The organism is Microbacterium fluminis (assembly GCF_051549805.1).
Classification (GTDB): Bacteria; Actinomycetota; Actinomycetes; order Actinomycetales; family Microbacteriaceae; genus Microbacterium.
On record NZ_CP196042.1, the window covers coordinates 69,703 to 82,328 of the forward strand.

Sequence of the window (12,626 nt, forward strand, 5' to 3'; positions counted from 1 at the left end):
CGCCCGGCGTTGAGTAGGATCGAGAGCACAGTGCTCCGGGGTCGGTGGGAATCCGAACCGGCGGTGACAGTCCGCGAACCGACGCAACGGCATCCGATCCAGGATGCGGCGACGGCCGATCCGGTGGAATTCCGGGACCGACGGTGATGCGAAGGGCGAGAGTCCTCCGCTAGTCCGGAAGGGAGGCAGCACGGGCGTCATCGCGCGCCTCCGTCAGCCACCCCTCCCGGAACATCGGGACAGTGGAGACGACGCATGACGGTGAGCCGGGCAGAGGATGCGGCGATGCGCCGTGCGCTCGCACTCGCGCTGAACGGCCCGCGCGGCGTGAACCCCCAGGTGGGTGCGGTGCTTCTGTCGCCGGACGGTGCGATCGTCGCCGAGGGGTGGCACCGCGGTGCCGGAACCGCCCACGCCGAGGTCGACGCCCTCTCGAAGCTCCCCCGAGGCGACGCGCGCGGTCTCACCGCCGTCGTGACCCTCGAGCCCTGCAACCATCGCGGTCGCACCGGTCCGTGCTCCGAGGCGCTGCTGGCGGCCGGCGTCGCCCGTGTCGTCTACGCGCTCGACGACCCGACGCCCGCCGCCGGCGGCGGCGCCGAACGGCTCGCCGCCGCCGGGGTGGCGGTCGAAGGCGGCGTCCGCGCCGACGAGGCCGAGGCGCTGCTGCACTCCTGGACCACGGTGGTGCGCCTCGGACGCCCCCACGTCACGGTCAAATGGGCGCAGAGCCTCGACGGTCGTGCCGCCGCCGCCGCCGACGGCACGAGCAAGTGGATCACCGGCCCCGCCGCGCGCGCCGATGTCCACCGACGCCGCGCTCAGGCGGATGCGATCGTCGCGGGCATCGGCACCGTGCTCGCGGACGACCCGGCGCTCACCGCGCGGCGTGAGGACGGCACCCTCTTCGACGCGCAGCCGCTGCCGGTGGTGCTCGGTGCCCGCGCCGTGCCCGACGATGCCCTCGTGCGGGCGCATCCGCGCGGCCTGCTGCAGCGCGACGGCCAGAACCTCCCGGAGCTGATGGACGAGCTGCGCGCGCAGGGGGTGCAGAGCGTCTTCGTCGAGGGCGGACCCACCATCGCGAGCGCGTTCCTGCGCGCCGGACTCGTCGACGAGGTGCTCGCCTACATCGCGCCCACCCTGATCGGCTCCGGCGCCGACGGCGCCGACCGGCCCGCGCTGCGCGGGCTGGGCGTCGACACGATCACCGATCAGCACCGCCTCGACCTGGTCTCCGCCGAGCGCCTCGGCGAGGACCTCCTCGTCGTCGCACGATCCGCCGCCCCGGCCGAGGCCGGCAGCGCCCGGCCCCAGGCATCCGCCTCCCCCTCCCCCGCTCGTGAAGGAGCAGCATCCTGATGTTCACCGGAATCGTCGAAGAGATCGGCGCCGTCACCGCGGTCGAACCGTCGGGCGACGGCGTGCGGCTGACGCTGCGCGCCCCGAAGGCGGTGTCGGATGCCGCGCACGGCGACTCGATCTCGGTCAGCGGCGTGTGCCTCACCGTCGTCGACCAGGGCGAGGACTGGTTCACCGCCGATGTGATGCGCCAGACGCTCGAGATGTCCACCCTGGCGGGCGTCGCGGAGGGCCGCACCGTCAATCTCGAACGCGCCACCGCCGCACACGGCCGCCTCGGCGGGCACATCGTGCAGGGCCACATCGACGGCACAGGCGAGATGCTCGAGGTGCGCCCGGGCGACCAGTGGCGCGTGCTGCGCATCGCGATCCCCGATCACCTCGCCCCCCTCGTCGTCGACAAGGGCTCGATCGCCGTCGACGGCGTCTCGCTCACCGTGAGCGCAGTCAGCGCCGCCGGCGCGAGCACCGCATGGTTCGAGGTCTCGCTCATCCCCGAGACCCTCGCCGCCACGACGCTCGGCGCCCGTGTCGCGGGCGACCGCGTCAACCTCGAGACCGACATCCTGGCCCGCCACGTGCAGAGACTGCTTTCCTTCGCGGCCTTCACCCCGCAGAACACCCCGACGGAAGGAGGCTCCCGATGAGCCTTTCCACCATCCCCGAGGCCCTCGACGCGCTGCGCGCCGGAAAGCCCGTCATCGTCGCCGACGATGAGAACCGCGAGAACGAGGGCGACATCATCCTGTCCGCCGAGCTCGCCACCACCGAATGGCTCGCGTGGACGATCCGCTGGTCGAGCGGGTTCCTGTGCGCGCCGATGCCCGCCGATTGGGCCGACCGGCTCGACCTTCCGCCGATGGTCGCGCAGAACGAGGACTCGCGCAGCACCGCGTACACGGTCAGCGTCGACGCCGCCGACCGCGTCTCGACCGGCATCAGCGCGGCCGACCGCTCGCACACGCTCAACGTGCTGGCCGACCCCGCGTCCACGCCGACCAGCGTGATCCGTCCCGGCCACGTCCTGCCGCTGCGCGCGGTCGACGGCGGCGTGCGCGAACGCGCGGGCCACACCGAGGCCGCCGTCGAGCTGATGAGGCTCGCCGGGCTGCAGCCGGTGGGGGCGATCGGCGAGGTGGTCGCCGAGGACGGCAGCATGATGCGGATGCCGGGACTGCTCGAGCTCGGAGCGAGCGAAGGCATCCCGGTCATCACCATCGAGCAGCTGATCGCGCACCTCGACGAGCACGAGCCGGTCGAGGCCGCGCCGGGCACCGCCCACCGTCGTCGCGTGAGTCTGCGCGCCGAGGCGCACGTGCCCACCCGGCACGGATCGTTCCGTTTCCTGGCGTACAAGGACCGGATCACCGGCACCGATCACCTGGCCGTCGTCTCGGGCGAGCTCGCCGACGACGCGCCTCTCGTGCGCGTGCACTCGGAGTGCCTCACGGGTGAGGCGTTCGGGTCGCTGAAGTGCGAGTGCGGTCCTCAGCTGGATGCCGCGCTCGACGCGATCGCGAAGGACGGCGGCGTCGTCGTCTACATGCGCGGCCACGAGGGGCGCGGGATCGGCCTCATCAACAAGCTGCGTGCGTACAGCCTGCAGGAGCAGGGGCTCGACACGGTCGACGCCAACCTCGCGCTCGGGCTGCCGGCCGACGCGCGCGACTACGCCGCGGCCGCCGGCATCCTGGCCGATCTGGGCGTCGGCAAGGTGCGCCTGCTCACCAACAACACCGACAAGGTGCACCAGCTGCGTGCGCTCGGGCTCGACGTGGTCGAGCAGGTGCCGCTGCTGGTCGGCGTCGGACCCAACAACCACCAGTACCTCGAGACCAAGCGCGACCGCATGGGCCACATCATCGCCGAGCAGGACCTCGCCGATGCCCTCGCGCAGATGAACGAAGGAGCAGGATCGTGAGCGGCAAGGGCGCACCCATCGTCGGCGGAACCGACGCGAGCGGACTCGACATCGTCGTGATCGCCGGCACCTGGCACGACGTGATCACCGACGGCCTCATCGCCGGCGCCGAGCGCACGCTCGAGGCCGCAGGGGCGTCGTGGCGTCTCGTGCGGGTGCCGGGCTCCTTCGAGCTGCCGGTCGCCGCGAAGGCGGCACTGGAAGCCGGAGCCGACGCCGTGGTGGCGCTCGGGGTCATCATCCGCGGCGGAACCCCGCACTTCGAGTACGTCTCGTCGGCGGCGACCGACGGCCTCACGCGGGTGGCGCTGGACACGGGCAAGCCGGTCGGCTTCGGCGTGCTCACCCTCGACGACGAGCAGCAGGGCATCGACCGCGCCGGCCTGCCCGGGTCGAAGGAGGACAAGGGCGAGGAGGCCGCGGATGCCGCGATCCGCACCGCCCTCGTGCTCCGCGAGCTGCGCGCAGCCCAGGGCTGACCTTCAGTCGAACTTAAGGTACCGTGGGATCCATGGAGATCCTGCGTCACGTCGTCGTGCTCGTCCACCTCGTCGGCTTCGCCGTGCTGTTCGGCGCGTGGGTCGTGGAGGCCGTGAGCCGCCGCGTCCGGGTCACGCGTCTGATGGACTACGGGCTGCTGATCGCTCTGCTGGCCGGCCTCGCGCTCGCGGCGCCATGGGGCATCTCGTACGAGCTCAACTACATCAAGATCGGCGTGAAGCTCGTCGTGCTGCTCGTGATCGGCGGCCTGCTGGGCATGGGCGCGGCGCGGCAGCGTCGCGGGGCGACGGTGCCCGTCGGCGCGTTCTGGGCCGTCGGCATCCTTACTCTGCTGAACGCCGGACTGGGCGTCATCTGGCGCTGATCCCGGGCTCGCCCGGATCTCCTGGCTAGGCTGGAGGGATCGCGCGGCGCCCGTCGTCGCCCGACCGGCGGTTCGCCGGAGCGCTGCAGCGCTCGGTGTCGTCCGGGCCGCAGCTCGGACGAACGCCACGATTGCCCCAACGATCGGACAGATTCGCCCATGCCCTCCTCCGCCGCTGTGTCGACGTCCTCCGCCCCCGCGAATCCGCGGTCCCGCGTCATCCTCGCGAGTCTCGTCGGCACCACGGTCGAGTTCTACGACTTCTACGCGTACGCCACGGCGGCGGTGCTGGTCTTCCCCGTCCTGTTCTTCCCGACCGGCAACGACACCACGTCGCTGCTGCTGTCGTTCAGCGTGTTCGGCGCCGCGATGATCGCGCGCCCCCTCGGGGCGGTCGTCTTCGGACACTTCGGCGACCGCTTCGGCCGCAAGGCGACCCTCGTGGCATCGCTGCTCACGATGGGCATCGCGACGTTCCTCATCGGGTGTCTCCCCACCTACAACGAGATCAACGTGTGGGCCGCGGTGCTGCTGCTCATCCTCCGGCTCGCGCAGGGCTTCGCTCTCGGCGGCGAGTGGTCGGGGGCTGCCCTCGTCGCGACCGAGAACGCGCCGAAAGGGCGTCGTGCCTGGTACGGCACGTTCCCGCAGCTGGGTGCGCCGCTCGGCTTCATCATCGCCAACGCGGTGTTCCTCACGATCAACGCGGTGCTGCCGCATCCCGACGGCGGCGGACAGCGTTCGGCGGAGTTCCTCGCGTGGGGCTGGCGCGTGCCGTTCCTCTTCTCGGCCGTGATGGTGATCATCGGCCTCTGGGTGCGACTGCGCCTGGTGGAGTCGTCCACGTTCCAGAAGGCCGAGACCTCGGGGGCGATCCGCCGGTTCCCGCTGGGCGTCGTGGTGCGGCGCCACGGGAAGCACCTCATCCTGGGCACGTTCATCATGCTCGCGACGTACGTGCTGTTCTATCTGATGACGAACTTCACACTGTCGTTCGGCACGAAGGCGGCGGACCTCGCGACGGCATCGGCGGCGGCGCAGAAGGCGGCCGAAGCAGCGGGCAAGGCCTTCGATCCGACGGCGTTCGCGGCCCAGTTCTATCCCGGCCAGGGCTTCGGCTTCACCGACTTCGTGCTCATGCAGATCATCGGCGTGGTGTTCTTCGGCATCTTCACCCTCCTGTCCGGGCCCATCGCCGACGCGATCGGGCGCCGCAAGCTGCTGCTGTGGGTGACGGGCCTGATCATCGTGTTCGGCCTGACCTTCAACCTGTTCCTCGCCCCGCAGGCGGATCCCAAGTTCACCGGAGCGCTGACGCAGGCGTTCCTCATCTTCGGGTTCCTGCTCATGGGATCGACGTTCGGCCCGATGGGTGCCGTCCTCCCCGAGCTGTTCCCGACGAACGTGCGCTACTCGGGCTCGGCGATCGCCTACAACGTCTCGTCGATCCTGGGCGCCGCGCTGGCGCCGATCGTCGCCGTGGCGCTGTGGGCGGCCGCGGGCGGGAGTCCGTGGCTGGTCGGACTGTACCTCTCCGCCATGGGGGTGCTGACGTTCGTCGCGCTCCTGCTCTCGCCCGAGACCAAGGACGTCGACTACGACGACAACCTCGGCGCGGCCGCGAAGACGACGTCGTAGCGGCAGCGATGGGCGGATGCCGCGGCATCCGCCGCGTCGTGCGGGCTTAGGCTCGCGGAATGCCCCGCAGAGAAGACATCCTCCGCTTCGAGGAGGTGCCGCCGCCGCCCGGCAGCTCCCCGTGGGTGGTCCCACCCGTGCGTGCGACGGTCGAGGTCGTCGATCACGATCCTTCCTGGCCGGCGCAGGCCCAGCAGGTCGCGCGGCTCGTGCAGGACGTGCTCGGTCCTCGCGCGCTGCGGGTCGAGCACGTCGGGTCGACGGCCGTGCCGGGCCTGGCTGCCAAGCCGATCCTCGACCTCGACCTCACCGTCGCCGACCCCGACGACGAGCCGACGTGGCTTGCGCCGCTGCAGTCGGCCGGATTCGTGCTCACGGTGCGTGAACCCTGGTGGTACGGGCATCGGATGCTGCGCGGCGGCCGCCGCCCCGATGACGGCGCCCCGGGTCCAGGCGCGCCGTCGCGCATCCCGGACGGTCCGGCGATCAACCTGCACGTGTTCGGACCGGACAGTCCGGAGCTCGTGCGCCATGTCGTGCTGCGCAACTGGCTGCGGACGAGCGCGGAGGACCGCGACCTGTACGCGGCGACCAAACGTGCCGCCGCTGCCGCAGGCGGGAGCACCGCCACCGTGATGGAGTACAACGCGCGGAAGGAGAACGTCATCCGCGAGATCTACGCGCGCGCCTTCTCCGCGGCGGGCTTCACCGACTGACACGCCGCCGGCGTGCCGGCTCGAGCGAGAGCCCGACGCAGCCCGTGCATGTCCACCCTGAGGCTGATGTGCGTGCGATCCGGCGCGCGTAGCGTGGCGTGCATGGGTGACGTGTTCGGGTGGGCGGCGATCGCGATCGTCCTGCTGACCCCGCTCGTGTTCGCCGCCGTCGGGATCGTGACGCGGTTCCGGCCTCCCGACGGCGAAGCCGGCATGTCGTCGTCCGGCGGGCTGCTGGGCATCGACGAGTTCTTCCACCCCAGCGCGGAGAACGCGCGAGCCGCCTGGGAGGCGGAGCAGGTGATCCCTGCCCCCGCACCGACGCCCGATCGAGGTCCCGGCGTCATCGAGGCCGGGACGCGGATCGTCGTCGAAGTGCCCGCGACCCCGCACCGACCCCGTTGACGAGCGCCCCTCGTCGTCAACGCAGGTTGACAGCGGACCTGTACGTCAACTAACGTTGACGCTCGGAGGATCCATGAGCGACAGCATCCGCACCGCCGTCGGCGCGATCGGAGACGGCGAGCCCATCGCAGAACTCCGCCGCATCGCCGAGCTGCACCACGCTCTGGCGCGCGCCGAGGCAGAGCAGGTGCGACGGGCACGCACCCAAGGCTACGCCTGGATCGCCATCGCCGGGGCGCTGGGCGTGTCCAAACAGGCCGCCCACAAGAAGTACGGTCGACAGTGACCCCCGAGCACGTCGAACGAGGTACCGCCATGTCCGCACCCGCCCCCACCCGCTCGGCCCGCCGCGGCCTCGGACGCGGCCGCACCGAGCCGGAAGGTCCGCGCGCCACCGTGCGGCAGCTCCTGCCGTTCGTCTTCGAGCACACGCGCACCCTCTGGGTGGTCGCGGTGCTGAGCATCGTCGGTGCGCTCGCGACGCTCGCGCAGCCGCTCCTGGTCGGCCAGGTGATCACACGCGTGCAGAACGGGGAAGGCCTCGGGCTGCTCGTGTGGGCGCTCGTCGGGTTCGTGCTCGTCGCATCGGTCATCTCGGGTTATCAGCACTACCTGCTGCAGCGCACCGGCACCGCGGTCGTGTACTCGAGCCGACGCAAGCTCATCGCCCGCATCCTGCGGCTGCCGATCAGCGAGTTCGACGCCCGTCGCACCGGCGACCTGGTCTCCCGCGTCGGCACCGACACGACGCTCCTCTACGCCGTGCTGACCCAGGGCCTGGCCGACGCGGTGGGCAACGCGCTGGTCTTCGTCGGCGCCCTCGTGGCCATGGCCATCATCGACCCGGTGCTGCTCGGCCTCATCGTGCTCGTGATCGGCGTCTCGGTGGTCGGGGTGGTGCTGCTGTCGGGCCGCATCCGCACCGCATCGACCGCGCAGCAGGTCAAGGTGGGCGAGCTCGCCTCCGGTGTCGAACGCGCCGTTGGCTCGATCCGCACCGTCCGCGCCTCGGGCGCCACCGAGCGCGAGACCTCCGCGGTGACGGGCCTGGCGACCGAGGCGTACGGCGTCGGCGTGCGCATCGCGAAGGTGTCGGCACTGGTCGTGCCGGTCGCGAGCATCGCCCTGCAGGTGTCGCTGCTCGTCGTGCTCGGCGTCGGCGGCTTCCGCGTCGCCCACGAGGACCTCACCATCGCGGGGCTCGTGACGTTCGTGATGTTCCTGTTCATGCTGGTGGCCCCGCTGGGCTCGACGTTCGGCGCGATCACGTCGGTCAGCCAGGCCCTCGGTGCCCTGGGCCGCATCCAGGAGGTGCTCGACCTCCCCACCGAGGACCAGGACGACCCCGCCATCGCGGGCTGGGCCGGCGCCGACGCCCGACCGGCCGACCCCGGCGCCGCGATCGAGTTCGCCGATGTGCACTTCGCCTACCCCGAGCATGTGATCGCCGCCCGCGCCGCCGCCGAGGCCGAGGCGGTGAAGCTGCTCGAGAACGCGCACGTCGAGACAGGCGCGCCGGAGACCGTGCGTGAGGAGCAGACGGATGCCGCGGCATCCGGCGTCCTCCACGGCGTCTCGTTCTCGGTGCCGCGCGGGGCGCGCGTCGCCCTCGTCGGACCCTCGGGCGCGGGCAAGAGCACCGCACTGGCGCTCATCGAGCGGTTCTACGACCCGACCGGCGGGGCGATCCTCGTGGGCGGGCACGACGTGCGCACCCTCGACCGCGCCGAACTGCGGGCGCAGCTCGGCTACGTCGAGCAGGACGCCCCCACCCTGGCCGGGACGATCGCCGACAACCTGCGACTGGCCTCTCCCGAGGCATCCGACGCCGACTGCGCGCGCGTGCTGCACGCGGTCAACCTCACCGAGGTGCTCGAGCGCACTCCGCTCGGCATCGACGCGCCCGTGGGCGAGAGCGGGGTGATGCTCTCCGGCGGTGAGCGCCAGCGCCTCGCGATCGCCCGGGCGCTGCTGGCCGCTCCCCCGATCCTGCTGCTGGACGAATCGACGTCGTCGCTCGACGGACTCAACGAGCAGCGCATGCGCGACGCCCTCGACGCCGTCGCCGAGGGGCGCACGCTGGTGGTGATCGCGCACCGCCTGTCGACCGTGGTCGACAGCGACCTCATCGTGGTGCTCGACCGCGGCCGCGTCGTCGGCCAGGGCACGCACTCGGAGCTGGTGGCCTCGACGCCGCTGTATCGCGACCTCGCCCGCCACCAGCTCCTGGTGTGACGGCCCCCGGTCAGGCGGTCTGCGCCTGCTTCAGGCGGTAGCGCAGCGCCGAGAGCTCCGACTGCAGGGGTGCGGGGACCCGGCCGCCGAACGTGGCGTAGAACTCCTCGGTGAGGTCGGCCTCGCGCTCCCAGGAGATCGGGTCGACCGCGAACAGCTCGTCGAGGTCGGCCTGCGGCACGTCGATGCCGTCGAGATCGAGATCGGATGCCTCGGGCAGCCGCCCGATCGGGCTGTCGACGGCGCCCACCTCGCCGTCGACACGGCGGATGATCCAGTCGATGACGCGGGAGTTGTCGCCGAAGCCGGGCCACAGGAATCGGCCGTCGGCCCCCTTGCGGAACCAGTTGACCTGGAAGATGCGCGGGGCCCGATCGAAGCGGAGCTGCTGACCGATCTTGAGCCAGTGGCCGAAGTAGTCCGCCATGTTGTAGCCGCAGAAGGGCAGCATCGCGAAGGGGTCGCGGCGCAGCTCGCCGACGAGTCCCTCGGCGGCCGCGGTGCGCTCGGACGAGATGTTCGAGCCCATGAACACGCCGTGCGTCCAGTCGGTGGCCTCGACCACGAGCGGGACGTTGGTGGCGCGGCGACCTCCGAACAGGATCACGTCGAGCGGAACGCCCTGAGGCGCGTTCCAGTCGGGGGCGATCTGCGGGCACTGCGCGGCCGAAACGGTGAAGCGCGAGTTGGGGTGGGCGGCGGGACGGCCCATGTCGGGCGTCCAGGGGTTGCCCTCCCAGTCGGTCAGGTGCGGCGGCGCCTCGTCGGTGAGTCCCTCCCACCAGACATCGCCGTCGGGGCGCAGGGCCACGTTCGTGAAGATCGTGTTGCCCCACAGGGTCTCGACGGCCGTGACGTTCGTGGACTCGCCGGTGCCGGGCGCGACGCCGAAGAAGCCCGCCTCGGGGTTGATCGCCCACAGGCGGCCGTCCTCCCCCGGGCGCAGCCACGAGATGTCGTCGCCGAGGGTCTCGACCCGCCACCCGGGGATCGTGGGACGCAGCATCGCGAGGTTCGTCTTGCCGCAGGCCGAGGGGAACGCCGCCGCGACGTGGTAGGCGCGCCCGGCCGGATCGATGACGCGGATGAGGAGCATGTGCTCGGCGAGCCAGCCCTCGTTGCGGCCGATCACGGAGGCGATGCGCAGGGCGAAGCACTTCTTCGCGAGGATCGCGTTCCCGCCGTAGCCGGAGCCGAACGACCACACCTCGAGGGTGTCCGGGAAGTGCACGATGTACTTCTCGTCGTTGCAGGGCCACGCGGCATCCGCCTCTCCCGGCGCCAGCGGCGCACCGACGGAGTGCACGGTCTTCACCCAGTCGGCGCCCGCTGCGATCTGCGCGAGCACCGCGGTGCCGACATGGGTCATGATGCCGATCGAGGTGACGGCGTAGGCGCTGTCGGTGACCTGCACACCGATGTGCGAGAGCGGTCCGCCCACGGCGCCCATGGAGAACGGCACGACGTACATCGTGCGGCCGCGCATCGAGCCCTCGAACAGTCCGCGGAGGGTGCCGCGGATCTCTGCGGGGTCGGCCCAGTTGTTCGTCGGTCCGGCGTCCTCCTCCCGTTCGGAGGCGATGAAGGTGCGCCCCTCGGTGCGGGCGACATCGCTCGGGTGCGAGCGGGCGAGGTAGGAGCCGGGACGCCACTCGGGGTTGAGCTTGATGAGCTTGCCCTCGTCGACCTGCTCGCGCAGCAGCGCGTCGTTCTCGGCGCGCGAGCCGTCGACCCAGTGGATGCGGGCGGGCTGCGTCAGGGCGGCGATCTCCTCGACCCACGTGTAGAGCGCGGCCATGCCCTCGCCCTCGACCGTCGGGCGCCCGCCGAAGGTGGGGGCGACGGCGACGGTACGACCCGATGCGGCCGGTGCGGCGGGGCGGGTGAAGATGTCGGCCAGAGCCATGTCGTTTCCTCCTCGAGAGACGCGAGATCTGTGTCCTCCTTCACTCTCGCGCGCTTCCCCTCAGTCTTTCGGTCACTTCCTGTCGCAAGAATCGCGTTTCTTTCACTATGCTCAAGGAATGCCCAGCACCTCCCTCGAACTGTCGACGCTCGGCCATCGCATCCGCCACCAGCGCGTCTCGCACGGCTACACGCTGGACGAGCTCGGCGAGATCGTGGGCGTCGCCGGCAGTCAGCTCAGCCTGATCGAGAACGGCAAGCGGGAGCCGAAGCTGTCGCTGCTGCAGGCGATCGCCGCGGCCACCGGCATCGACGTCGCCGAGCTGCTGTCGGCCGAGCCGCCCAACCGGCGCGCGGCGCTGGAGATCTCACTCGCCCGCGCCCAATCGAGCTCCGTGTTCCGACAGCTCGGCGTGGCTCCGGTGAAGGTCACCAAGGGAATGAGCGACGAGACGATCGAATCGATCCTGGGCTTGCACCGCGAGCTCGAACGACGCGAACGCGAGACGATCGCGACTCCGGAGGAGGCCCGCCGCGCCAACACCGAGCTACGCCTGCGCATGCGCGAACGCGACAACTACCTGCCCGACATCGAGCGCCTCGCCGAGAAGCAGCTCAAAGCCGCCGGGCACGTCTCGGGCGCGCTCACCCACCGCTCGGTGAGCATCATGGCCCAGCAGCTCGGCTTCGAGCTGCTGTACGTCAACGACCTGCCGCACTCGGCCCGTTCGGTGACCGACCTCGAGAACGGCCGCATCTACCTGCCGCCCGCGTCGATCCCCGGCGGCCACGGGCTGCGCTCGATGGCGCTGCAGGCGATGGCCCATCGGCTGCTGGGCCACGAGCGCCCGAGCGACTACGGCGACTTCCTGCAGCAGCGCCTCGAGATCAACTACTACGCCGCCTGCTGCCTCATGCCCGAGACGGCCTCGGTGGCGTTCCTGCAGCAGGCCAAGCGCGACCGCAACCTCGCCGTCGAGGACTTCCGCGACGCGTTCGGCGTGACGCACGAGGCCGCGGCGATGCGCCTGACCAACCTGCTCACGCAGCACGTCGGCATCCCGCTGCACTTCCTGCGCGTCGACGGATCGGGGGCGATCAACCGGGTCTACGAGAACGACGATCTGCCCGTGCCGATGGACGTCACCGGTTCGGTCGAGGGCCAGATCGTGTGCCGTCGGTTCCTCGCACGATCCGCGTTCGAGGAGCAGAACCGCACCACCGAGCACTACCAGTACACCGACACCCCGGCCGGCACGTTCTGGTGCTCGACGCAGACCGGCATGACGGGCGCCGGCGAGTTCTCGATCACGGTGGGGGTGCCGTTCGACGACGCCAAGTGGTTCCGAGGCCGTGAGACGTCCAAGCGGGCCGTGTCATCGTGCCCCGATGAAGCGTGCTGCCGCCGCCCGCCGACCGACATCGCCGACCGGTGGGACGGCAAGGCGTGGCCGAGCGCGCGCGTGCACATGCACATGTTCTCTCCGCTCCCGCGCGGATCCTTCCCCGGCGTCGACGACAACGAGGTGTACACGTTCCTGGAGCGTCACGCCGAAGGGTGAGCGGATGCCTCGGCGAG

At 71.2% G+C, this 12,626-nt stretch carries 12 protein-coding genes; 11 read left to right on the forward strand and 1 reads right to left on the reverse strand.

Translation table 11 applies throughout. The features are described 5' to 3' along the window. Nucleotides 1-255 precede the first annotated feature (255 nt). The 10 genes from ribD to ACSJDX_RS00355 all read left to right on the forward strand — a co-directional run bounded on the left by ribD (nucleotide 256) and on the right by ACSJDX_RS00355 (nucleotide 9,142). On the forward strand, nucleotides 256-1,362 hold the full coding sequence (gene ribD, locus ACSJDX_RS00310; protein ID WP_438353615.1) for a bifunctional diaminohydroxyphosphoribosylaminopyrimidine deaminase/5-amino-6-(5-phosphoribosylamino)uracil reductase RibD: 1,107 nt from the start codon (nucleotides 256-258) through the stop codon (nucleotides 1,360-1,362). Further along, nucleotides 1,362-2,009 (forward strand): riboflavin synthase, encoded by a 648-nt coding sequence (locus ACSJDX_RS00315; protein WP_438353616.1) that lies wholly within the window; start codon nucleotides 1,362-1,364, stop codon nucleotides 2,007-2,009. The genes ribD and ACSJDX_RS00315 overlap by 1 nt, the downstream gene beginning before the upstream one ends. Beyond that, complete coding sequence (gene ribA, locus ACSJDX_RS00320) at nucleotides 2,006-3,283, forward strand: GTP cyclohydrolase II (RefSeq protein WP_438353617.1); 1,278 nt, start codon at nucleotides 2,006-2,008, stop codon at nucleotides 3,281-3,283. The genes ACSJDX_RS00315 and ribA overlap by 4 nt, the downstream gene beginning before the upstream one ends. Beyond that, the gene (gene ribH, locus ACSJDX_RS00325) at nucleotides 3,280-3,762 is read left to right on the forward strand and encodes a 6,7-dimethyl-8-ribityllumazine synthase (protein ID WP_438353618.1); all 483 of its coding nucleotides are present in this window, start codon (nucleotides 3,280-3,282) and stop codon (nucleotides 3,760-3,762) included. Before ribA ends, ribH begins: the two co-directional genes overlap by 4 nt. A gap of 32 nt (nucleotides 3,763-3,794) precedes the next feature. After that, complete coding sequence (locus tag ACSJDX_RS00330; protein WP_438353619.1) at nucleotides 3,795-4,148, forward strand: Fe-S protein; 354 nt, start codon at nucleotides 3,795-3,797, stop codon at nucleotides 4,146-4,148. Between the two features lie 159 nt (nucleotides 4,149-4,307). After that, nucleotides 4,308-5,786, forward strand: a complete 1,479-nt coding sequence (locus ACSJDX_RS00335) for an MFS transporter (protein WP_438353620.1) — start codon at nucleotides 4,308-4,310, stop codon at nucleotides 5,784-5,786. A gap of 59 nt (nucleotides 5,787-5,845) precedes the next feature. After that, nucleotides 5,846-6,502 (forward strand): GrpB family protein, encoded by a 657-nt coding sequence (locus tag ACSJDX_RS00340; RefSeq protein WP_438353621.1) that lies wholly within the window; start codon nucleotides 5,846-5,848, stop codon nucleotides 6,500-6,502. A 102-nt stretch (nucleotides 6,503-6,604) separates the two neighbouring features. Beyond that, nucleotides 6,605-6,907, forward strand: a complete 303-nt coding sequence (locus ACSJDX_RS00345) for a hypothetical protein (RefSeq protein ID WP_438353622.1) — start codon at nucleotides 6,605-6,607, stop codon at nucleotides 6,905-6,907. A gap of 73 nt (nucleotides 6,908-6,980) precedes the next feature. Next, nucleotides 6,981-7,193, forward strand: a complete 213-nt coding sequence (locus ACSJDX_RS00350) for an AsnC family protein (protein ID WP_438353623.1) — start codon at nucleotides 6,981-6,983, stop codon at nucleotides 7,191-7,193. Between the two features lie 29 nt (nucleotides 7,194-7,222). Continuing rightward, nucleotides 7,223-9,142, forward strand: a complete 1,920-nt coding sequence (locus ACSJDX_RS00355; RefSeq protein WP_438353624.1) for an ABC transporter ATP-binding protein — start codon at nucleotides 7,223-7,225, stop codon at nucleotides 9,140-9,142. A 10-nt stretch (nucleotides 9,143-9,152) separates the two neighbouring features. Here ACSJDX_RS00355 and ACSJDX_RS00360 read toward each other — a convergent pair whose 3' ends face one another. Continuing rightward, nucleotides 9,153-11,048, reverse strand: coding sequence for a phosphoenolpyruvate carboxykinase (GTP) (locus ACSJDX_RS00360; RefSeq protein WP_438353625.1), 1,896 nt, complete (start codon nucleotides 11,046-11,048; stop codon nucleotides 9,153-9,155). A gap of 118 nt (nucleotides 11,049-11,166) precedes the next feature. Here ACSJDX_RS00360 and ACSJDX_RS00365 point away from each other — a divergent pair, with 118 nt between their 5' ends. Then, a complete protein-coding gene (locus ACSJDX_RS00365) occupies nucleotides 11,167-12,609 on the forward strand; it encodes a helix-turn-helix domain-containing protein (RefSeq protein ID WP_438353626.1) in 1,443 nt (480 codons plus the stop codon). Nucleotides 12,610-12,626: the final 17 nt, after the last annotated feature.

Bases quoted from the DNA above. Each gene is read 5' to 3' on its own strand.
- ACSJDX_RS00340 (WP_438353621.1), top strand. From the start codon at position 5,846: ATGCCCCGCAGAGAAGACATCCTCCGCTTCGAGGAGGTGCCGCCGCCG.
- ACSJDX_RS00330 (WP_438353619.1), top strand. From the start codon at position 3,795: ATGGAGATCCTGCGTCACGTCGTCGTGCTCGTCCACCTCGTCGGCTTC.
- ACSJDX_RS00355 (WP_438353624.1), top strand. From the start codon at position 7,223: ATGTCCGCACCCGCCCCCACCCGCTCGGCCCGCCGCGGCCTCGGACGC.
- ribA (WP_438353617.1), top strand. From the start codon at position 2,006: ATGAGCCTTTCCACCATCCCCGAGGCCCTCGACGCGCTGCGCGCCGGA.
- ribD (WP_438353615.1), top strand. From the start codon at position 256: ATGACGGTGAGCCGGGCAGAGGATGCGGCGATGCGCCGTGCGCTCGCA.
- ACSJDX_RS00345 (WP_438353622.1), top strand. From the start codon at position 6,605: ATGGGTGACGTGTTCGGGTGGGCGGCGATCGCGATCGTCCTGCTGACC.
- ACSJDX_RS00365 (WP_438353626.1), top strand. From the start codon at position 11,167: ATGCCCAGCACCTCCCTCGAACTGTCGACGCTCGGCCATCGCATCCGC.
- ACSJDX_RS00350 (WP_438353623.1), top strand. From the start codon at position 6,981: ATGAGCGACAGCATCCGCACCGCCGTCGGCGCGATCGGAGACGGCGAG.
- ACSJDX_RS00335 (WP_438353620.1), top strand. From the start codon at position 4,308: ATGCCCTCCTCCGCCGCTGTGTCGACGTCCTCCGCCCCCGCGAATCCG.
- ACSJDX_RS00315 (WP_438353616.1), top strand. From the start codon at position 1,362: ATGTTCACCGGAATCGTCGAAGAGATCGGCGCCGTCACCGCGGTCGAA.
- ACSJDX_RS00360 (WP_438353625.1), bottom strand. From the start codon at position 11,048: ATGGCTCTGGCCGACATCTTCACCCGCCCCGCCGCACCGGCCGCATCG.